The organism is Rhizobium sp. BK289, from assembly GCF_014193575.1.
Lineage (GTDB): Bacteria > Pseudomonadota > Alphaproteobacteria > Rhizobiales > Rhizobiaceae > Rhizobium > Rhizobium tropici_C.
The window spans coordinates 1-19,204 of sequence record NZ_JACHZO010000029.1; the positions used below are offsets into that span (position 1 = coordinate 1).

At 59.6% G+C, this 19,204-nt stretch carries 19 protein-coding genes and 1 pseudogene; 14 read left to right on the forward strand and 6 right to left on the reverse strand.

What is annotated here, in order from left to right:
* The 7 genes and pseudogenes from FHT84_RS30585 to FHT84_RS31735 all read left to right on the forward strand — a co-directional run.
* Positions 1–138 (forward strand): annotated as a pseudogene (locus FHT84_RS30585) (bifunctional methylenetetrahydrofolate dehydrogenase/methenyltetrahydrofolate cyclohydrolase); the annotation flags it as partial.
* Positions 139–252: 114 nt separating this feature from the next.
* A complete protein-coding gene (locus tag FHT84_RS30590) occupies positions 253–1,386 on the forward strand; it encodes an aminomethyltransferase family protein (RefSeq protein WP_112345238.1) in 1,134 nt (377 codons plus the stop codon).
* Positions 1,387–1,396: 10 nt separating this feature from the next.
* Complete coding sequence (locus FHT84_RS30595) at positions 1,397–2,002, forward strand: dimethylamine monooxygenase subunit DmmA family protein (RefSeq protein WP_112345239.1); 606 nt, start codon at positions 1,397–1,399, stop codon at positions 2,000–2,002.
* Positions 1,999–2,964 (forward strand): PDR/VanB family oxidoreductase, encoded by a 966-nt coding sequence (locus tag FHT84_RS30600; protein ID WP_112345240.1) that lies wholly within the window; start codon positions 1,999–2,001, stop codon positions 2,962–2,964. Before FHT84_RS30595 ends, FHT84_RS30600 begins: the two co-directional genes overlap by 4 nt.
* Before the next feature lie 29 nt (positions 2,965–2,993).
* On the forward strand, positions 2,994–4,034 hold the full coding sequence (locus FHT84_RS30605) for a DUF3445 domain-containing protein (RefSeq protein WP_112345241.1): 1,041 nt from the start codon (positions 2,994–2,996) through the stop codon (positions 4,032–4,034).
* 68 nt (positions 4,035–4,102) lie between these two features.
* Entirely contained in the window at positions 4,103–5,440 is a 1,338-nt protein-coding gene (locus FHT84_RS30610) for an NAD(P)/FAD-dependent oxidoreductase (RefSeq protein ID WP_113332129.1), read from the forward strand.
* A gap of 115 nt (positions 5,441–5,555) precedes the next feature.
* Positions 5,556–6,155: a PAS domain-containing protein gene (locus FHT84_RS31735; protein ID WP_069615283.1), complete on the forward strand. Its 600-nt coding sequence runs from the start codon at positions 5,556–5,558 to the stop codon at positions 6,153–6,155.
* On the opposite strand, the gene FHT84_RS30620 is transcribed toward FHT84_RS31735, so the two are convergent.
* Positions 6,152–8,521 (reverse strand): DUF1989 domain-containing protein, encoded by a 2,370-nt coding sequence (locus FHT84_RS30620; RefSeq protein ID WP_112345243.1) that lies wholly within the window; start codon positions 8,519–8,521, stop codon positions 6,152–6,154. The two genes, FHT84_RS31735 and FHT84_RS30620, sit on opposite strands and share 4 nt — an antisense overlap.
* Before the next feature lie 242 nt (positions 8,522–8,763).
* Here FHT84_RS30620 and FHT84_RS30625 point away from each other — a divergent pair, with 242 nt between their 5' ends.
* A complete protein-coding gene (locus tag FHT84_RS30625; RefSeq protein ID WP_112345245.1) occupies positions 8,764–10,548 on the forward strand; it encodes an APC family permease in 1,785 nt (594 codons plus the stop codon).
* 198 nt (positions 10,549–10,746) lie between these two features.
* On the forward strand, positions 10,747–11,532 hold the full coding sequence (locus FHT84_RS30630) for a class I SAM-dependent methyltransferase (protein ID WP_183765785.1): 786 nt from the start codon (positions 10,747–10,749) through the stop codon (positions 11,530–11,532).
* A 60-nt stretch (positions 11,533–11,592) separates the two neighbouring features.
* Here FHT84_RS30630 and FHT84_RS30635 read toward each other — a convergent pair whose 3' ends face one another.
* Positions 11,593–12,816 (reverse strand): MFS transporter, encoded by a 1,224-nt coding sequence (locus FHT84_RS30635; protein WP_112345247.1) that lies wholly within the window; start codon positions 12,814–12,816, stop codon positions 11,593–11,595.
* Positions 12,817–12,953: 137 nt separating this feature from the next.
* Between FHT84_RS30635 and FHT84_RS30640 the strand changes: the two genes are divergently transcribed.
* Positions 12,954–13,547 (forward strand): TetR/AcrR family transcriptional regulator, encoded by a 594-nt coding sequence (locus FHT84_RS30640; RefSeq protein ID WP_162737093.1) that lies wholly within the window; start codon positions 12,954–12,956, stop codon positions 13,545–13,547.
* A gap of 59 nt (positions 13,548–13,606) precedes the next feature.
* Here FHT84_RS30640 and FHT84_RS30645 read toward each other — a convergent pair whose 3' ends face one another.
* Entirely contained in the window at positions 13,607–14,257 is a 651-nt protein-coding gene (locus tag FHT84_RS30645) for a glutathione S-transferase family protein (RefSeq protein WP_112345249.1), read from the reverse strand.
* A gap of 329 nt (positions 14,258–14,586) precedes the next feature.
* On the reverse strand, positions 14,587–15,318 hold the full coding sequence (locus FHT84_RS30650; RefSeq protein ID WP_113251750.1) for an SDR family oxidoreductase: 732 nt from the start codon (positions 15,316–15,318) through the stop codon (positions 14,587–14,589).
* 81 nt (positions 15,319–15,399) lie between these two features.
* On the opposite strand from FHT84_RS30650, the gene FHT84_RS30655 reads away from it, so the two are divergent.
* Positions 15,400–15,792, forward strand: a complete 393-nt coding sequence (locus FHT84_RS30655) for a helix-turn-helix domain-containing protein (RefSeq protein WP_113251749.1) — start codon at positions 15,400–15,402, stop codon at positions 15,790–15,792.
* 86 nt (positions 15,793–15,878) lie between these two features.
* Here FHT84_RS30655 and FHT84_RS30660 read toward each other — a convergent pair whose 3' ends face one another.
* Together FHT84_RS30660 and FHT84_RS30665 are read right to left on the reverse strand one after the other, a co-directional pair.
* The gene (locus tag FHT84_RS30660; protein WP_113251748.1) at positions 15,879–16,268 is read right to left on the reverse strand and encodes a limonene-1,2-epoxide hydrolase family protein; all 390 of its coding nucleotides are present in this window, start codon (positions 16,266–16,268) and stop codon (positions 15,879–15,881) included.
* A gap of 78 nt (positions 16,269–16,346) precedes the next feature.
* Positions 16,347–17,087 carry an SDR family oxidoreductase gene (locus FHT84_RS30665; protein WP_113251747.1) on the reverse strand — a complete coding sequence of 247 codons (741 nt, stop codon included), beginning with the start codon at positions 17,085–17,087 and terminating at the stop codon, positions 16,347–16,349.
* Between the two features lie 105 nt (positions 17,088–17,192).
* On the opposite strand from FHT84_RS30665, the gene FHT84_RS30670 reads away from it, so the two are divergent.
* Genes FHT84_RS30670 through arr form a run of 3 tightly spaced genes read left to right on the forward strand, consistent with a single transcriptional unit; the run spans position 17,193 to position 19,031 of the window.
* Positions 17,193–18,134, forward strand: coding sequence for a LysR family transcriptional regulator (locus FHT84_RS30670; protein ID WP_113251746.1), 942 nt, complete (start codon positions 17,193–17,195; stop codon positions 18,132–18,134).
* Positions 18,121–18,612: a hypothetical protein gene (locus tag FHT84_RS30675; protein WP_162737092.1), complete on the forward strand. Its 492-nt coding sequence runs from the start codon at positions 18,121–18,123 to the stop codon at positions 18,610–18,612. Before FHT84_RS30670 ends, FHT84_RS30675 begins: the two co-directional genes overlap by 14 nt.
* Positions 18,609–19,031, forward strand: coding sequence for an NAD(+)--rifampin ADP-ribosyltransferase (gene arr / locus FHT84_RS30680; RefSeq protein ID WP_183765782.1), 423 nt, complete (start codon positions 18,609–18,611; stop codon positions 19,029–19,031). The genes FHT84_RS30675 and arr overlap by 4 nt, the downstream gene beginning before the upstream one ends.
* Positions 19,032–19,204 lie beyond the last annotated feature (173 nt).

Genomic DNA, 19,204 nt, shown 5'->3' on the forward strand with positions numbered 1-19,204 from the left:
TATGGTGAAGCCTCCGAAGTCGCTGCCGCCATCACGCCGGTTCCGGGCGGTGTCGGACCGATGACGATCGCCATGCTGATGGCCAATACCGTCATTGCAGCACATCGCGCTGCGGGTAAGAAGCCGCCGAAGTTTTGAGAGCGAAATACCATCCGGACGGCTAAGAAAAACCCTTCGGATCGGCTTGCCAAGGCGTGAAAGACGATTATAGTCAGGAAACAAATATTCCATAGAAGAAAAAGAGGGAACGAAATGGCATTATCATGGCGTTTCTCCGCCTTGGCGGACCGGCACCGTGCTCTCGGATCGAAACTCGAGGACTGGAGCGGCATGGGAACCGCCTGGACCTACGAGAAGGACATGTCGCAGGAACACGTCGCGATCCGCACCAAAGCCGGCATCATGGACGTTTCCGGCCTCAAGAAGGTGCATCTGGTCGGACCGCACGCCATTGCCGTGCTCGACTATATCACCACCCGCGACATGTCGAAGATCTATCCCGGCCGCTCGGTCTATGCCGCGATGCTCAACGACCGCGGCTACTTCACCGACGACTGCATCGTCTACCGCACCGGTCCGAATTCCTGGATGCTGGTGCATGGTTCGGGCTCCGGCCACGAGGAAGTGCTCAAGCAGGCGGCCGGCCGCAACTGCGCTGTCCTCTTCGACGACGATCTGCACGATCTGTCGCTGCAGGGTCCTGTCGCCGTCGACTATCTCGCAAAATATGTGCCCGGCATACGCGATCTCAAATACTTCCATCACATGCAGACGACGCTGTTCGGCGCGCCCGTGATGATCTCGCGCACCGGCTATACCGGCGAGCGCGGTTATGAAATTTTCGTGCGTGGCCAGGATGCGCCGATGATCTGGGATCGCATCGTCGCGGAAGGCGAGGAGATGGGGATCATTCCCTGCTGCTTCAGCGTCCTCGACATGCTGCGTGTCGAAAGCTATCTGCTCTTTTATCCCTACGATAACTCGCAGATGTATCCCTTCGCTGACCAGCCGCCCGGCGACAGCCTCTGGGAGCTCGGCCTCGACTTCACGGTCAGCCCGGGAAAGACGGGTTTCCGTGGCGCCGAGGAACATGCGCGCCTCAAGGGCAAGGAACGCTTCAAGATTTTTGGCATGCTGATCGATGCGGACGGTCCGGCCGATCTCGGCGACGAGGTCTATGCCGAGGGCAAAAAGGTTGGTGTCATCACCTGCCCCTGCTATTCGACCTTGACCAAGAAATCGATGGCGATCGCCCGCCTCGATGTCGACAAGGCGGTGCAGGGCACCAAGCTTGAAGTGCGCGGCAAGAGCCTCAATGCGAGTGCCATCGCCCATACGCTTCCGTTCGACGACCCTGAAAAGAAGAAGAGGACGGCTATCGGTTAAGGAGGCGCTCATGCTTGTCGAAGGCATCAAGAGCCGGCCGGTCTACAAAGGGCTCTCCATCCAGCCGCACGCCCGGCGGCATCTGTTCGCGCTGGAAGGTGAGGGGGCCAATGCCCTCCTCGACCAGACGGTCGGGCTTGACGGTACCATCCTGTCGCGCAGCGAGATCCTCTATGTCGCGCGCGGTTCGCAGGGCAGGGGCCATGATGAGGCCCTGCGCGGGCTCGGCGCCGACATGTTCTTCACGGCGCCGACCATTGCGACGTTGCTCTTCCGCCTGAAAGGCTCGCTCGCAACGGCTCACATGGGCACGCGGCTTTATATCGCCGGCACGGAAGGTTTTATCGGCCAGGCGATGATGGTGGCGTTGGACCTTGGCATGGATCATGCCTCGATCATCACGGAGCATCGCGGCTCGCTTGCAAGACGGGTGCAATGCGTCCACTGCAAGGGCATCACCGACGATGTCACGCATAGTCCTTTTGCCTGCAGCCATTGCGGGCTTCCGCTCTTGGTGCGCGACCATTATTCGCGCCGGCTCGGCGCCTTCCAGGGCGTCAACATCGATGCGGAAGAGCCGGGCACGGCGCCTGATCCCGAGGAGTTGTTCCTGTGAGCGGTGGTACGGAAATTCCGGTTCGTGTCGCGAAGGTGACGCCCGTCGCCGATCGCATCAAGCGCTTCCGCTTCGAGCGTCTTGATGGCGCGCCGATGCCTTATTTTTCCGGTGGCGCCCATGTCATCGTCTCGATGAATGACGAGGGCCATGTGCGCCGCAACGCCTATTCGCTGATGTCGCCGCCGCATGATTGCTCGGCCTATGAGATCAGCGTGCTGCGTGTCGAGGACTCGCGCGGCGGTTCCGCCTTCATGCATGAGAAGGTGCGTGAGGGTGACGAGCTCAAGGTCAGCTATCCCGTCAATCTGTTCCAGCCGGACTGGCGCGGGCGCAAGCATCTTTTGATCGCCGGCGGCATCGGCATTACGCCCTTCATCGCGATGATGCAGCAGTTCTCGCGCGAGGGCGCGAATTTCGAGCTGCATTATGCCGTGCGTTCGATCGATCGCGGCGCCTATTGTCAGGAACTTGTCGAGCAATACGGCTCGCAGCGGGTGAAGATCTATTGCGACGCCGATCGCAATTTCATGCCTCTGGCACGTCTGCTCGAAAGCCAGCCGCTCGGCACGCATCTCTATGTGTGCGGCCCGACCGGCATGATCGACAGCGTGTTGAAAACGGGTATAGAAGCCGGCTGGCCGGAACAGAACCTGCATTCCGAACGCTTCCTGTCTTCCCAGCCCGGCAAGCCCTTCTCCATCATGCTGACGCGGTCGGGCAAGACCGTTCACGTCGGCCATCACGAGAGCATGTTGGAGGCGATCGAGGCTGTCGGCATCGATGCGCCCTTCCTCTGTCGCGGCGGCGCCTGCGGGCAGTGCGAGACGGGTGTTGCCGTCTGCGACGGCAAGCTTCTGCACAATGACGTCTATCTGAGCGACGAAGAAAAGGCCTCCGGCCGAAAAGTGATGATCTGCGTCTCCCGCTTCGAGGGAAGCGCGCTGCATCTCGACCTCTAAGCATCCGGCCGATATCCAGGAGAATGGGCATGGCAATCGCCTTCAAGCAGGAAACGTTTCGGGACGACTTTACCTACCGCAACAGTCCGGAAAACATCCGGCGTTTTCCGTTCCCTTTCGATCGCGACGAATACATGTATTCGGTCAACATGGAACCGCATGTGAAGGGGCGGAAGAATACGGTCTACGAAAGCCTCATCGACGTCGACGAGCACTATGTCGCCGAGATGCATGACCGGGCCCTGGTGCTGAAGGAAGATCCCTTACGCTATCAGGCGCTGCCGCACATGATGACAGCGCAATGGGACACGCTGGAACTCTTGATGGAAGAGCAGGCGGCCGGCTATCCCGAGCATTTCACGCTCACCAAGAATGGCGATCAATGGCGCTGGATCAATAGGCCGCTCGGCATAGACGACACCTTCACCTTCGGCGATGCGTCCACGTTGCCTTACGAACCCTTCGAATACATCACCCGCCAGGCGCAGGGTGATTTCTGCATCGTCGACCAGCGTGACGGCAATCTCTGGATGGATGCCGGCATGGTGACGACCCAGGCCGATTGGTCGCTTGATTTCGATATCGGCATGAACTTCATGGAATGGCATGGGCCGGTGCCGCTCGCCCATCAGATCGGCGTCTTCGACCGCGCGCTGAAATTCCTCTTGAACCTGCAGCAGGGCAAGCCGACGCGCCGGTTCAACTGGACCATGACGATCAATCCCCGCCTCGATACCAGCCCCGAAAACTACCCGAAGTGGGGTCCGGATCGCACCACGGTGACGCCTGAGAATGTCGGCGAAAAGGTGCATCTGCGCGTCGAGTTGCAGAGCCTGTGGCGTCTGCCGCGCTCGAACGCCATTCTCTTCGTCATCCGCTGCTATCTGATGAACATGAACGAGCTCGTTACCGTGCCGAAATGGGCGCGCCGCTTCCCGCGTGTGCTCAAAACCTTGCCGCCGGAGCTCATCGACTACAAGGGCCTGACGCGCTTCCGCCAGACCACGATCGACTGGCTGTCGCAATATGATGACGGCGCGCCGACCAGCCCCGGCATCTTCCCGGATTGATGCCGGACGCGGCGCGAAACGACTGCATGCAATAAGAACTTCGATACAATCGAGAAGGGGAATGCCACATGACACGAGTTGCCGTTATCGGTGCCGGCCCTTCGGGCCTTGCCCAGCTAAGGGCCTTTCAATCGGCCGCAAAGAAGGGTGCTGATATCCCGGAAGTCGTCTGCTTCGAAAAGCAGGCGGATTGGGGCGGCCTTTGGAACTATACCTGGCGCACAGGCCTCGATGAATATGGCGAACCGGTGCATGGCAGCATGTATCGCTATCTCTGGTCGAACGGCCCGAAGGAATGCCTGGAATTTGCCGATTATTCCTTCGAGGAGCATTTCGGCAAGCCGATCGCCTCCTATCCGCCGCGCGCCGTGCTTTGGGACTATATCAAGGGCCGTGTCGAGAAGGCCGATGTACGCAAATGGGTGCGCTTCAGCACGCCGGTTCGCATGGTGCGCTTCGATGAAGAGACGAAGAAGTTCACGGTAACCGCGCATGATCGCCCCCAAGACCGGATGTATGACGAGGAGTTCGACTATGTCGTCGTCGCCTCTGGCCACTTCTCGACGCCGAACGTGCCCTATTTCGAAGGGGTGAAGACCTTCAACGGTCGTGTGCTGCATGCCCACGATTTTCGTGATGCGCTGGAGTTCAAGGGCAAGGACGTGTTGCTCGTCGGCCGTAGCTATTCGGCCGAGGATATCGGCTCGCAATGCTGGAAATACGGCGCAAAATCGGTGACGACAAGCTATCGCTCTAAGCCGATGGGCTTCAAATGGCCCGAGAATTTCGAAGAGCGGCCGCTGTTGACGCGTCTTGAAAACAAGACGGCCTATTTCCTCGACGGCTCATCGAAGGATGTCGACGCGCTGATCCTCTGCACAGGCTATCAGCATCATTTCCCCTTCCTGCCCGATGACCTCCGGCTGAAGACGGCCAACCGGCTCTGGGCCGATCATCTCTACAAGGGCGTGATCTTCGACAAGAACCCGCAGCTTTTCTACATCGGCATGCAGGATCAGTTCTACACTTTCAACATGTTCGACGTGCAGGCCTGGTGGGCGCGCGATGTCATGATGGGCCGCATCAAGCTGCCGCCCGAAGCGGAACTGCAGGCGAACTTCGACAAGTGGCGCGCCCGCGAGGAAACGCTTGAGGATGCCGAGCAGATGATCTGGTATCAGGGCGACTACGTGAAGGAGCTGCTCGCAGAGACCGATTATCCGAGCTTCGATATCGAAGGCACGAACAGGACCTTCATGGAATGGGAGCATCACAAGGCGGAAAACATCATGGGCTTCCGCGATCATGCCTACCGCTCGCTGATGACCGGCACCATGTCGCCGACACATCATACGCCCTGGGTCGACGCGCTCGATGATTCCATGGAGGAATATCTGCGCAATTGATCCTTGACCATTTCCCCACCTGACCGGCAAGGGAGGCGAAAGCAGCCTTTGCCGGATTTTTATGCGTTGAGACGAAACGAGTTCATCCGCAACCTTCTCTTCGGGCATGGCTTCCATGGATTTTCAGACAAGCGTTCTCGGCCGTATGGCGGGTTTTCTCTATCGCTGCCGGGCGGACGAAAACTATACGATGCTTGAGATGACCGACGGCATCGAGCGTATCTTCGGCTATCCCGCAGATGAGATCATCGGCAACCGCGCGCGAACCTTTACTTCGATCATGTGCGAGGATGATATTCCGCTCATGGATGAGCTTGTCGGCAAGGCTTTGGAAAGCCGCACCGACTGGACGATGGAGTATCGCATCCGTCATCGCGACGGCCATTTCCTCTGGGTGACGGAGACCGGCGGCGGTGTCTGGGACGAGGCCGGGGAGCTTCTTTATCTTGAAGGCAGTATCCTGAATATCGAATCGCTCTACCAGCGCCTCGACGAGCAGACCGCGGACATGCGGGTCACGGCATCGAAGACCAACGAGATCCTGCAGTCGCTGCGCTACTTGAAGCTGCTTGCCGTCAATGCCGGCATCGAGGCGGCAAGAGCGGGCACGGCCGGATCGGGTTTTGCGGTCCTGGCGGCAGAGATGCGTACGCTTGCCAACTCCTCGGAAGAGGCGGCACGCGCAATCTCGGCCGCGCAGAAGAAGTCGGATTAGGATCGCGGCCGCGTCTTCTGCGGATCGTAGTGAGAAAGCGGCACGATGACAGCCGGAAGCCGCTTTTGCTGACCATCCAGCTTGCCGATCTCGACCTTGGTTCCAACAGCCGCATGCGTGACGTCGACACGGGCGAGCGCGATGGTTTTGCCGAGGATCGGCGACCGTGTGGCGCTGGTGACCACGCCGATCTGCGCGCGGCCGATATGGATGCAATCGCCATGTCCGATGGACTCGTTGGCCTCGATATCAAGTCCGACCATCAGATGCCGTGGGTTTTCCTTTCGCCTGACCAACGCCTCGCGCCCGATGAAATCGTCCTGCTTGGATTTCAGCGGAACAGTGAAGCCGATGCCGGCCTCGAAAGGATCGGTCTGATCGTCGAATTCGTGATGGGCAAAGACCAGGCCCGCCTCGATACGAACCATATCGAGCGCCTCAAGACCCATCGGCTTCAGCCCGTAAGGCTCGCCGGCTTTCCAGACAGCGTCAAAGACTGTTACCGCATCCTTCGGATGGCAGAAGATCTCGTAGCCGAGCTCGCCGGTATAGCCGGTGCGCGAGACGACGACCGGTGCTCCCTCGAAATGGCCGATGCGGCCGACGGTGAAGCGGAACCATTCCAGCTCGCCGATGGTTGGTTGGCGCGGCGCCGTCCAGATGATCTCCTTGAGGATATCGCGGCTCTTCGGGCCTTGCAGGGCGATATTGTGCATCTGGTCGGTGGAGGAGCGGACCCAGGCCTTGAAGCCCTTCTTCTCCGCCTGCTCGCGCAGCCAAATGCCGCTATAGTCGTCGCCGCCGATCCAGCGGAAGTTTTTGTCTGCGAGGCGGAACAGCGTGCCATCGTCGATCATGCCGCCATGTTCGTAGCACATGGCGGAATAGACGACCTGGCCGGTCGAGAGCTTGCGCACGTCTCGCGTCAGGCAATATTGCAGCAATTCCTCGGCATCCGGCCCTGTCACCTCGAACTTGCGAAGTGGCGAGAGATCCATCACCACGGCGCGTTCGCGACAGGCCCAATATTCCTCGACCGGCCCTTCCGAGGAGAAGCGGTTCGGCAGCCAGAAGCCGCGATATTCCGTGTAGTCGCGTGTCATGGCGGAAAGGCGCGGGTGAAACGCGGTTTCCCGCGTCAGTTCGGGGTCGGCGTCAGGGGTCATGCGATAGGCCACCGCTCGTGTGAATTTTTCTTTGCCGGAAAAGGTGCGCACGTGGATATCGGTCGGGTCCCAGCCATTGGCCGCGTCGATGTCATCGGGGCAGGAGGAGGAGACACAGACAAGATCCGTCAGGGCGCGCATCAGGACGTAATCGCCGGGCCTGGACCAGGGCTCGTCGAGATAGAGCTGGTTATTGTGATCGACATTGGTGTTGTAGAAGTAGTTGAGTGCCTCCCACCCCTTTCGGCCGGCGATTCCATAGGGAGCGAGCGCCGCGTTGAAATTGTCGGTGCAGTTCACGTGGCCGGGATAGCCCATGTCGTCATAGTAGCGGGAGTTGCAGGCCGTTGCGAAGGCGTCGTGGCGGCCAACCGTGTCCTGCACGATTTCCACCAGCGGCTCGAAATCACGGTCGAAGGCCTTGGAGGGAAGGCCGGGCGCTGGATAGCTGCGGCCGAGCAGGGTGCGGGTTACGGTTGAATCGAGCGCAAGGTCGAGGCCTTTGTCGACCTTGCGGGCGGAGAAGGCCTGGAAATCGGTGCATTGCCGGCCGTAGACGTCGATGATCTGAATATATTCGCCGGCACGGACGAAATAGGCCGAAGCGGTCGCTGCCTTGACGCGGATGTCCTCGATCGGATCGGCGAGCGGTTCGGGGAGCGCGGATGCATAGTCTCGCAGGATGGTCGTGCGGCATATTCTGAGCTCGATCGGCGTTGCCGTATCCTGCGTCTCCGGCGACATGGTCGTTCCCGGTGCGCAGGCGATCAGCAGGCCTTTGGTCGCGATGGTGAATTCCGCCGTGCTGCCGGCGCGAGATGACCCGCCGAAAAGGTGCAAAGCTGCCGCGGACGCCATGTCTGCTCCGCGCCGTTCCAGCGCTATCCTAACGCGGCCGGCGCTTTCATCTCCGGACGAAAGAATGGCTTTCAGACCTGTCGCTTCGCCGGTGAATGCCGACCCCAATCCTGCGGATTGAAAGCGGCCCTTCTCGTCGAGGAAGGTGAGCTCGCAGACCTGGCCACCTTCGCTATCCGTCACCGAAACCCGATCGCCGGGCTCGACGCGCACGACCAGCGACCCACCGCCCTTGCAGCGATAGCGTTCGGTATCTTGCGGCAAGGCCGGAATGCCTGGGTAGCGGATGATGCTCGCCGAAATCGGCCGTATTCCGGCGGTCGGCGGATGGAGTTCTCGCATTAAACCCTCTCGGGAAATAGGTGCATCGAGGCACTGGAATCATGCTGACAAAATGCCGATGGAAAGTAAAGGGATATTGACTAAAAAGAAAATATCTTCACTATGCATAAAGGGCATGCATCTGGAAATCCGCGCACAGACTCGGCTCACGAAAACCTCCAGCACGCCCCGCAATGCCATGGGAGGCACGTTCAGGGAGACGTACGAGAGATACGTCCGGAACAAAATGGGGAATTTCATCGATGACGGATATCGTGGACGCCGGCGCTTCCGCCGGCACCGAAGGTAAGCTTATACGCGCGCTTGACTGGAAGGGCGCGTTCTGGGTGGCTGCGGGCGTGCCGCCGCTTGTTCTCTTCTCCATCGGCGGCATCGCCGGCACGACGGGCAAGCTTGCCTTCGTCGTGTGGATCATCTCAATGATCATGGGATTTTTGCAGTCCTTTACCTATGCCGAAATTGCCGGCATGTTCGGCAACAAGTCCGGTGGCGCCTCGGTCTATGGCGCGACGGCCTGGCTGCGTTACTCTAAGTTCATCGCGCCGCTTTCGGTCTGGTGCAACTGGTTTGCCTGGTCGCCAGTGCTGTCCCTTGGCTGCGCCATTGCGGCCGGTTATATCCTCAATGCCTTCTTTCCCATCCCCGCGGCGGATTCACAGGCCGTGCTCAGCTGGATCAGCGCCCATGCGACGTCGATCACCGCCGATAGCCCGCGTGTTGCCGAATACATCGCGGCCCATGCCGGTACATCGCCCGACGATGCGGTGAAAGCGCTGCTCAGCGCCGATGGCGTTGCAGCTTTTACGCCGGCCATCCGCACCTGGTCTCTCGTCAGCTTCAACATTCCCTTCCTCGCAACCGCCAATATCAATGCTACCTTCTTTATCGGCGGCGTCCTGATGCTGATCATCTTTGCGATCCAGCATCGCGGCATTTCCGAGACGGCAAGCGTGCAGAAGTGGCTGGCGATCATCGTGCTCGTGCCGCTTCTGATCATCGGTGTCTATCCGATCGTCAGCGGCCAGATCCTCTCCGCCAACGTCACCGGCCTGCTGCCGCCGACAGCGGCTTACGCCGCGACCGACGGCACCTGGAGCAATGGCGGCTGGACGCTTTTCCTCGGCGGTCTCTATATCGCAGCCTGGTCGACCTATGGCTTCGAAACGGCGGTCTGCTATACACGCGAACTGAAGAACCCGAAGACGGATACGTTCAAGGCGATCTTCTACTCGGGACTTGCCTGCTGTATCTTCTTCTTCCTCGTGCCCTTCGCCTTTCAGGGCGTTCTCGGTCATGCCGGCATGCTGGCACCGGGCATCGTCGACGGCACCGGCGTGGGCGAGGCGCTCGGCGGCCTGATCGGTGCCGGCCGCGTCGTCACGCAGCTGCTCGTCGTCCTGATGATCCTGGCGCTCTTCCTGGCGATCATGACGGCAATGGCCGGTTCTTCGCGCACGCTCTATCAGGGCTCGAAGGATGGCTGGCTGCCGAAATATCTCGACCATGTGAACGAGAACGGCGCGCCAACGAGAGCGATGTGGACGGACTTCGCCTTCAACCTCTTTCTTCTGGCCATCGCGTCCGACACCAGCGGCTATTTCTTCGTGCTCGCCGTTTCCAACGTCGGATACATCATTTTCAATTTCCTCAACCTCAATTCCGGCTGGATCCATCGAATGGACTCCGGACATATCGAGCGCCCGTGGAAAGCGCCGTCCTGGCTCATCGGCCTCAACACCGTGCTTGCCTTCGTCAACGCCCTCTTCCTCGGCGCCGGCGCCAAGGTTTGGGGCTATGCCAATGCGCTCTGGATCGGCTTTGCCTTCGCGGCCCTGATCCTGCCGGTCTTCGCCTACAGGCATTATGTGCGCGACGGCGGCAAATTCCCGGCGGGCGCGATGGATGACCTCGGGCTGATCGGCCAGGATCTGGGTGTCAGGAAAGCGGGAATCCTGCCCTATCTGGCGCTTGCCGGCGGCCTCGCCATCGTGCTGATCGCTAACTGGATCTTCCAGCTGCCGGCATAGCGGCATCCTGCCTGATCTCCGGTTCACGGCATTGAGGTCCGGCCTGCTCGGCAGGCCGGACCTTTCCATTGCGAAGAATGTGCCCCCTTCAATCACGGAGCATGGTGCCGGTGATCTGCTGTTGCTGCGCCCATCTTCCCCTTCCGATCTATCTTCTTTATAGGTCCCTGCCCGACAATATCGGGCAGGAGGATGACCATGAACGCGAATGATGTCGCCGCTCACTGGGAAAACAACGCCGAGACATGGACCGTCTATAGCCGCGCAGGTTATGACAGGTACCGTGACGCGTTGAATACGCCTGCCTTTTTGAACATGCTGCCCCCGGTTGCCGGCCTGAAAGGGCTTGATCTTGGCTGTGGCGAGGGTTCGAATACTAGGGCGGTTGCGCGTCTTGGCGCCCGTATGACCGGGCTCGATATCGCGCCGACCTTTCTACGCTATGCCCGCGAGACCGAGGCAGGCGACCCGCTCGGCATCGAATATGTACTCGGAAACGGCCAGTCCATCGACTTTCCCGAGGCGAGCTTCGACTTTGTCACCGCCTTCATGTCGATGATGGACATGGCAGATCAGCAGAGCGTGCTCAACGAGATCGAGCGCATTCTCCGGCCCAAGGGCTTCCTGCAATTCTCCATCCTGCATCCCTGCTTCGTGCCACCAACACGCAAGAACATCCGCAATGAAAAAGGCGAACCGATCGCGGTTCAAATTGCCGACTATTTCGACGAGACTGACGGGAGGATCGAACGCTGGGTTTTCTCGTCGATCCCTGCGGAGGAGCGCGCTGCACTGGCACCATTCTCGATTCCTCGCTTCCACCGAACACTCTCGAGCTGGGTATCGATGATCATTGGTGCCGGTCTTGTGATCGAGGCATTTGGTGAACCGATGGCAAGCAGCGAGGTAGCACTCGCCGAACCGGTGGTAGCCGATACCCGCGTAGCGCCGATTTTCCTGCATATCAGGGCTCGCAGAACCTGATATGCGGAAACCTTCGCCATCGCGAGTGTTTGCTTTCCCGAAATCGTGTTTCGGCCTCGCTCATTCGGCGGCTTGATTGACGGACGCAGCATCACCTGCCCGCGCCCCCGACAGGCTTGTTTGACCAAGTGCCACGATCAAGACGGTGATCGCGCTCGATACGACCGAAACCCAGAAACCATTCGCCGGTCCGAAATTATCGACCATCCAGCCGGAAACGAAGGCGCCGAGCGCCATGCCGATGCCAATGCCTGTCATGATCCAGGTCACCCCTTCCGTCAGCATTGACTCCGGCACCCGGCGTTCGATCAGTCCGAAAGCGGTGATGAAGGTCGGAGAGATGGCAACGCCGCTCAGGAAAACCGCAAAGGCAAGCAAGGTCACGGACGCGCCGGCAACGAGAAGCGGCAGGGCGGTGAGGGCAAGGACGCCGACTGCGATCAGCAACTGCCTCTGGAGCGGCGCCTTGGGGTTCAGAGCGCCGATGACAAGGCCGACGATAAACGAACCGAGGGCATAGACGCCGATGACAAGGCTTGCTGCGCCGGGCTGGCCAAGCTGCTTTGTGATGGCGACGGCGCTCACTTCCGCCGTGGCGAAAGTGGCGCCGACGAAAATCAGGGCAAGCGTGATGATCTGGACCGGACGCAGCCGGATGGCCGAATGTTGCGGGCGATCGGAATCAAGCGCACGCACCTTGGGTTCTGTCGAACGCTGCAGTAAAAAGGCCGTCGTTCCGAGCGCAAGGAAGATCGTGCTCACAAGCATCCCGGCCTCCGGGAACAACGAGACGGAAAGGCCGACCGAAAGGGAAGCGCCGGCGATATAGACGAGCTCATCGGCCGCGGATTCGAATGCGAAGGCCGTGTTGAGCTCGGGTCGGTCGCGGAAGATTTCCGTCCAGCGAGCACGCACCATGGCCGGAATGCTCGGCATGGCAGCCGCAAGGAAGGCCGAGGCAAACAGCGTCCATGCCGGCCAATCCTGATTTGAGGCGATGACGAGAACGATAAAGGCCACGACCGAGAGAATGGTGACCGGCGCGACGACAGCGCGCTGGCCAAGCCGGTCGACAAACCGTGATATCTGCGGCGAGACGACTGCATTGGCCAAAGCGAAGGTGGCGGACACCGCCCCGGCAAGCCAATATTCGCCGCGCGTCTGTGACAGCATGGCGACGATGCCGATGGGGGCCATCGCAATGGGAATACGCGCGAAAAAAGCCGCGGCCGAAAAACCTTTCGCACCCGGCGCCCGGAAGATCTCGCGGTATGGATTGGACATCGGAACGCTCCCTGGAATTGGACGAAATCGCCACAGACATACGCGGCGTATGCGAATGAGATAATTGCATACGTCGCGTATGTCAAATAATATACGCAGCGTATGCGAATTTATGCAGAACCATTGACGGAGACGTAATGCGCAAACCCCGTAGTGAAATGATCGCTGAGACGCGAGCCAAGCTGCTGGCCGCCGGCCGTAAGGCATTCGGGAGCGTCGGCTATGCCGACGCATCGATGGATGATTTTACAGCGGCCGCCGGACTGACGCGGGGGGCACTATACCACCATTTCGGGGACAAGAAGGGGCTTCTGCAGGCCGTCGTCAGCCAGATCGACGCGGAAATGACTGCAAGGCTCTGTGCGATCTCATCCAGAGCACCATCGCGTTGGCAGGCATTCGTCGACGAGAATGTCGGATATGTCGAGATGGCGCTGGAGCCGGAAATCCAGCGCATCATGTTTCGCGACGGCCCGGCTGTCCTTGGTGATCCCTCCGGATGGCCGAGTGCCAACGGCTGCATCGCCACGATCACAGAGAGCCTCCGCGCCCTTGGAGACGAGGGGATCATCGTGAAGATTGACCCGGAAGCCGGCGCTCGCCTCATCAATGCGGCAAGCAGTTGTGCTGCGCAGTGGATCGCCAATTCGGACGATCCGGCGACAACCTCGAAACGAGCGGTCAAGGCCTTTCGAACTTTCCTCGAAGGCTTGCGGATCGAGAAAGACTGATCCGACCGAAGGCCCGCGGTCGCGACCAATTTCCCGCGAAGGCACCGGATGGAGCCTCGTCAGGCCGTCGATGCGGCGGTGAAAACCGCCAGCTGAGCCTCGAAAGCCCGCTTGTATGCCGGCCGGGCTTCGCCGCGGGCGACATAGGCGGAGAGGTTGTGATAGTCCTGTAATATACCCGAGTCCTTCAGCCTGAGCAGGACCGATATCATCATGAGATCGCCGGCGCTGAATGCCTCGTCGAGCCAATCGGCACTGCCGAGGTAACGGGAGAGTTCGTTCAGCCGCTGGCGGATGCGTTGATCGACCATGGACAGGCGCTGCTCGTACCAGATCTGATCGCGCTCCTGGATTCTTGCGGTTGCGCGGTCGATGATCGGCGGCTCCACCGTGGAGAGAGCGGCAAACATCCATGTGATCGCCCGCGCACGGGCGCTGGCAGCGTCCGGCAAAAGACCGGCATGGCGCTCCGCGATATGGAACACGATCGACCCCGACTCGAACAAGGCGAGATCGCCCTCTTCATAGGTCGGGATCTGCCCGAAGGGGTGAAGGGCGAGATGCGCGGGCTCCTTCATCGCCTTGAAGGAGAGGAGGCGCACCTCGTAAGGCTCGCCAACCTCTTCCAGCGCCCAGCGAACGCGCATGTCACGCGCCAGACCCCTGCCGCGATCCGGCGACTTTTCAAAGGCGGTAATCGTTATCGTCATTGCTGCTCTCCATTACTTGTCTCTCTCAAAGACGGCTGGCTGAGCAAAATTCCGACACTTGGTTTGCGAGATAGCTTCCGAAAGCGAGAATGCCTGAAGAGCCGCGAGGGATCAGATGGAGGAAGCCATGGCAAAGGTTTGAGTTCGGCCCGAAGTGGACGTTTCACGACAGGTGGACGGTTCGTCGAGAACAGAGGCGCTCACATGATCGCACTCGGTGTTCGGTGACTTTTTCGATGTTGAACGGCTTCAATTTTACGTCGGTCTGTCATCGAGCGCGTTTGCCGTACCCGACCTGCTCAGATCGGGTACGGCGTTTCGACTTAACCTTAGACCTGCCGCAAGCCGCCGTCGACGCACAATTCGGCACCGGCGATGTAGCTTGCCTCATCGCTCAACAAGAACAAGGCGGCCGCAGCCACTTCCGAAGGCCGCGCCATTCGCCCCATCGGGATCGGAGCGACAAGTGCCGCACGCATGTCTTCCGAAACCGCAGCCATCATTTCGGTATCCGTTGGACCGGGCGCAACAACGTTGACGCGGATACCTTTGGGCGCGAGTTCTGCCGTCCAGGTTCGGGCATAGGAACGCACGGCTGCTTTCGTGGCGGCGTAAGTTCCGTATGAAGCGTAACCTCCACTATCGGCGATGGATCCGACGAGGACGACCGACCCGCCTTCCGTCATCACAGGCAGAGCCGCCTTCAGGCCAAAAACCATCCCGCGGACGTTGACGTCGAAGTGGCGGTCGAAGTGGTCTGGCGTTATGTCGGTAATCTGCGCAGGCTCGGAAAGGCCTGCATTCAAGACGAGCGCGTCAATACGGCCGCATGCTTTGCGCACTTTTTCGACGGTCTCCACCATATCTTCGGGCACACTGGCATCGGCGGCAATGCCGACCGCATCATAGCCGATACCCTTGGCTGCCTTCTCGGCATCTTCACTTCTACGACTGGTAATGAAGACCTTCGCGCCTTCGGCAGAAAGCCGCTCCGCAATTGCCAAGCCTATACCTTTGGCGCCGCCGACGACCAGGGCAACCTTGTTACTCATTCGAGCCATCGTAAATCCTTTCAATTGATGGTCTCGTCATGATATACGTCCTATATCTGGTATCAATTACGCACCTGAAGTAGCCTAGATATGGACGAGTATACTGACCTGGAAGCACTTTCTCATCGCGCCTGTGGCGACATGGCACGGGTTCGCCCGGTGCTCGACAAGATCGCTGACAAATGGACGATCCTGATACTGACAGTGATCTGTCCCAAACCCTCGCGCTTCAACGAGATCAAGCGGCGCCTCGATGGGATCACGCACAAGGCTCTGGCCGACGCTTTGAAGAGGCTTGAGCGGAACGGCCTTGTGACGAGAACCGTGCTCCCAACGCAGCCGATTGGCGTGGAATATGCCATTACTCCACTAGGCCATTCCCTGCGGGAGCCGTTTGAAGCACTCTGTGCATGGGCAGCCGCCAATGGCGACAAGGTCGAGGCGGCCACGCTGCGCTATGACAACATGGCAAATCGTCGGTGACGATGGCGTTATGACCGCTTCCGGCGCGCAAGGGACCTAGGGTCTCGGCTCTTGCTGGCCCTAAACAGCCAATGCATTCCATTGCGTTATTTCCCGATCAGAGCCAGCTGTCGATCGAAATCAGCGGGATCGAAATAGTCGCGCCATACGGTGATCGATCCCTCCACGACCGTAAGCGTCCCCATGACCGGAAGTATGATTTTTCCACCGCCCTCATGCAGGAAGACGTCGAGCCGTTCGTTGAGGATGACATTTCCGGCCGCCGCGATCTGTGTCACCGTCCAATCAACCGTGAATGTCGTTCCAATTCCGAAATCGCGGTGAAACTTTCGGACGTTCTCCCGCCCGACGATATTCGGGAACGGTACGTTGTCATACAGCACGGCTTCGGAAAGCATGGCGATCGCCTCGTCGATATGGCCGGTGTTCCAGTGGCCGAAAAAGGTCATGGCTGTCTTGGTTGGGTCAGTCGACATTCAGTGAATTCCTTCTTGCGTGGTTCGAAAACCGAGCTACAAATTTCAGAGAGTTCTGGCTCGCAATGCTGGAGGCCTTCAGACCAGCCGCGATCCACCATCCAGGTTGAGGGTCGCGCCGTTCATCCAGCCATTCGCCATCAAGAACACGATTGCCGCCCCGGCTTCCTCAGCGCTCCCGAGACGATGTAATGGCAATGTTGCCTTGAGGGCCTCGACAAAGGCGTCGCGACCGTCGCCAAGCGCCTTGCCAAGCAGCGGAGTATCGATCGGGCCCGGCGAAAGGGTGTTCACGCGGCGCGGCGCGAGTTCCAGCGCAAGGCCGCGTGCCAATGCTTCCATTGCCGCCGAAGCGGCAGCGAGAACGGCGGTCCCATAGGCGTTCGGCCGATCGCCCAGTGCTCCGGAAATGAATGTCACCGAACCGTCGGCAGCGAGCCGATCTCCAAGTGCCCGAAGAGTATATATCGCTGCCCAGATGCGCTCTTCGAACGCGCGGCGGAGATGGTCGACGTCGGCTTCCAGCACCTTGCCGATGACGAAGCTTCCGGCCAGCAAGACGAGGTGATCGACATGCTCGATATCAGCGAGCGCGGATTCGATGGTCTCGCGCTTGGTCACATCGGCGGCCCTCCAGCCGCTGAAGCCATGTTGTTCTGCGGCTTCTTTTGCCCGTTCGGCGTCAAATCCGACCACGATGACTTTTGCGCCGAAGGATTTGGCTTGGATGGCTGCGGCGAGACCGATCCCCGAGGTGCCGCCGACGATGAGTATGGTCTTGCCTGAAAGGATATCCGAGATGTTTGATTGAGTGCCCATCGCTCTGGCTCCGTTTTGGAGGCGCTCGATTGCGCCGACGGCCAGAAGCTAATTCCAATTGGATCGATTGATAATTGGCCCGCTATTCGCTTTACTCATGCCACCATGGCACAAATCGGTATAGAACGTCTCACGGGCCTGATTGCATTCGCGCGGGCCGCATCCCTGGGAAGCTACACGGCGGCAGCCCGTGCGCTCGCGGTGTCACCGTCGGCCGTCAGCAAGAGCGTCCAGCGGCTCGAGCAGCAGCTCGGCATCGTCCTATTCCTCCGTACCACGCGCTCTCTGACGCTTACGCCGGAGGGCCGCGATCTGCACGATCGCGCGCTGCGTCTCTTGCGGGAAGCCGAGGATATCGAGCAGGCCGCAATGGCTGCCCGCGCCGACCCGTCCGGCATTCTCCGGATATCCGCACCACTTCCGGTTGGCGTGCATATACTCGGCCCGGCGCTCCCTCGCTTGCGCGCACGTCATCCGAAACTCGCAATCGATCTGCGCCTGGGAGATCAGTTCGTGGACATGATCGAAGAGGGTGTAGACGTCGCCATTCGGGTTGGAGCGCTGGCCGACTCCCGCTTGAAGTCCCGACGGCTTGCGCCGCATCGCCTTTGCGCCTTTGCTTCGCCCGAGTATCTGAGACGACGGGGTACGCCTCGACATCCTGACGAGCTAGCGGGGCATGACTGCGTCAATTTTCGCTTCCAGAGCTCGGGCCAGACACTTCGCTGGCCCTTTGCATCAGGAAAACGCGTCTTCGAGGCCACGCCAGAGATTGGGATCACGGTGGACACAAGCGATGGTGTCGCCGCTGTCCTCGTCGCCGGCGGCGGCGTCGGCATCTCTCCAACCTACATCGCCGCGCCATATGTGAAACGCGGCGAACTCGTGCCGATCCTCACCGCCTTCGCCGTCGACCGCTCCAGCATGATTGCGCTCTGGCCGGAGAGCCGCCGCGCCAATCCGAATGTCAGAGCATTCCTGACATTTCTCGATGAGGTTTTCCCGGCACGCCCATCTTGGGATGAGGTGGTATTTGCCGGACAGTAGTGTTGCGGGGTCTGGGTACTATCAGGTCGACGGCGCGTATGATGCGCTGCTCTTAGCCGATCTGGCATATCAGCAGATTGAAGGCTCGGTGATCGGCCGTCGGCAGCTGCTGCGCGACGTCGCCCTGCGGTTCCGCCGCCGCCATAATGTGGCATGGCATTTCAGTCGCGAGGATTTGAAAGTAGAGGCCGACGAGGTTATCGAAACAATCCTGCAGCTGGGAACAAAAGAGAGGGCGGCCTCGACGGTCAAGCGCGTGCAAGTCTTTTCCGAAGAGATCAGAAGCTCCGGCTGGCGGGTTGGATCAGTGATTGCGAAATACACGGAAATTGAATCTGGCAGACGAGATGATGGCGGAGCCGGTCCGAAACGTGACACGGTCCACTTCAGTGAAATCAGGATCAGGACGATAGTAAACCGAACCTACCCCGGTCGTCTTGCCGGAAGCAGACGCACAAGAGAAGGACGAACACGATGACGGAAGTGCTGGACGAGGGACCTTTCTTTCATGGAACAATCGCGGATTTGCGTGTGGGTGATTTCCTCACCGCAGGATACCTGTCGAATTATCGTCCTGAAGTGGTGATGAACCATATCTATTTCACTGCCATTCTGGACGGTGCCGGACTTGCCGCTGAAATCGCGGCCGAACTCACCGGGGGCGGCGCAGTCCCGCGTGTTTACGTCGTAGAACCCACAGGGACATTCGAGAACGACCCGAACGTCACCGACAAGAAATTTCCCGGCAACCCCACTCGATCGTATCGCAGCAGCGCACCGCTCAAAGTCGTCGGCGAAATCACGCATTGGACCAGATTGACGCCTGAAGCACTACAGGTATGGAGAGAACGGCTAACCGCACTGCGCTCAGACGAACGAGGCGAAATCATCAACTGACGCGAGATGGTCAGCTTTCCACCCCGAATTAGACAGCTGGGTCACATATGCAGAACGGCGGCTTTGAGGACATCTCGCAGCTTGGTTCAACGGCCGAATAAGACGCAAAGTACAGTTGCTTCCTCGCCCCGAAAAAAGGATATGAACCTTCGTCGCCGTTGATCAATTCGGAT

Bases quoted from the DNA above. Each gene is read 5' to 3' on its own strand.
- FHT84_RS30590 (WP_112345238.1), top strand. From the start codon at position 253: ATGGCATTATCATGGCGTTTCTCCGCCTTGGCGGACCGGCACCGTGCT.
- FHT84_RS30595 (WP_112345239.1), top strand. From the start codon at position 1,397: ATGCTTGTCGAAGGCATCAAGAGCCGGCCGGTCTACAAAGGGCTCTCC.
- FHT84_RS30605 (WP_112345241.1), top strand. From the start codon at position 2,994: ATGGCAATCGCCTTCAAGCAGGAAACGTTTCGGGACGACTTTACCTAC.
- FHT84_RS30610 (WP_113332129.1), top strand. From the start codon at position 4,103: ATGACACGAGTTGCCGTTATCGGTGCCGGCCCTTCGGGCCTTGCCCAG.
- FHT84_RS31735 (WP_069615283.1), top strand. From the start codon at position 5,556: ATGGATTTTCAGACAAGCGTTCTCGGCCGTATGGCGGGTTTTCTCTAT.
- FHT84_RS30620 (WP_112345243.1), bottom strand. From the start codon at position 8,521: ATGCGAGAACTCCATCCGCCGACCGCCGGAATACGGCCGATTTCGGCG.
- FHT84_RS30625 (WP_112345245.1), top strand. From the start codon at position 8,764: ATGACGGATATCGTGGACGCCGGCGCTTCCGCCGGCACCGAAGGTAAG.
- FHT84_RS30630 (WP_183765785.1), top strand. From the start codon at position 10,747: ATGAACGCGAATGATGTCGCCGCTCACTGGGAAAACAACGCCGAGACA.
- FHT84_RS30635 (WP_112345247.1), bottom strand. From the start codon at position 12,816: ATGTCCAATCCATACCGCGAGATCTTCCGGGCGCCGGGTGCGAAAGGT.
- FHT84_RS30640 (WP_162737093.1), top strand. From the start codon at position 12,954: ATGCGCAAACCCCGTAGTGAAATGATCGCTGAGACGCGAGCCAAGCTG.
- FHT84_RS30645 (WP_112345249.1), bottom strand. From the start codon at position 14,257: ATGACGATAACGATTACCGCCTTTGAAAAGTCGCCGGATCGCGGCAGG.
- FHT84_RS30650 (WP_113251750.1), bottom strand. From the start codon at position 15,318: ATGGCTCGAATGAGTAACAAGGTTGCCCTGGTCGTCGGCGGCGCCAAA.
- FHT84_RS30655 (WP_113251749.1), top strand. From the start codon at position 15,400: ATGGACGAGTATACTGACCTGGAAGCACTTTCTCATCGCGCCTGTGGC.
- FHT84_RS30660 (WP_113251748.1), bottom strand. From the start codon at position 16,268: ATGTCGACTGACCCAACCAAGACAGCCATGACCTTTTTCGGCCACTGG.
- FHT84_RS30665 (WP_113251747.1), bottom strand. From the start codon at position 17,087: ATGGGCACTCAATCAAACATCTCGGATATCCTTTCAGGCAAGACCATA.
- FHT84_RS30670 (WP_113251746.1), top strand. From the start codon at position 17,193: ATGGCACAAATCGGTATAGAACGTCTCACGGGCCTGATTGCATTCGCG.
- arr (WP_183765782.1), top strand. From the start codon at position 18,609: ATGACGGAAGTGCTGGACGAGGGACCTTTCTTTCATGGAACAATCGCG.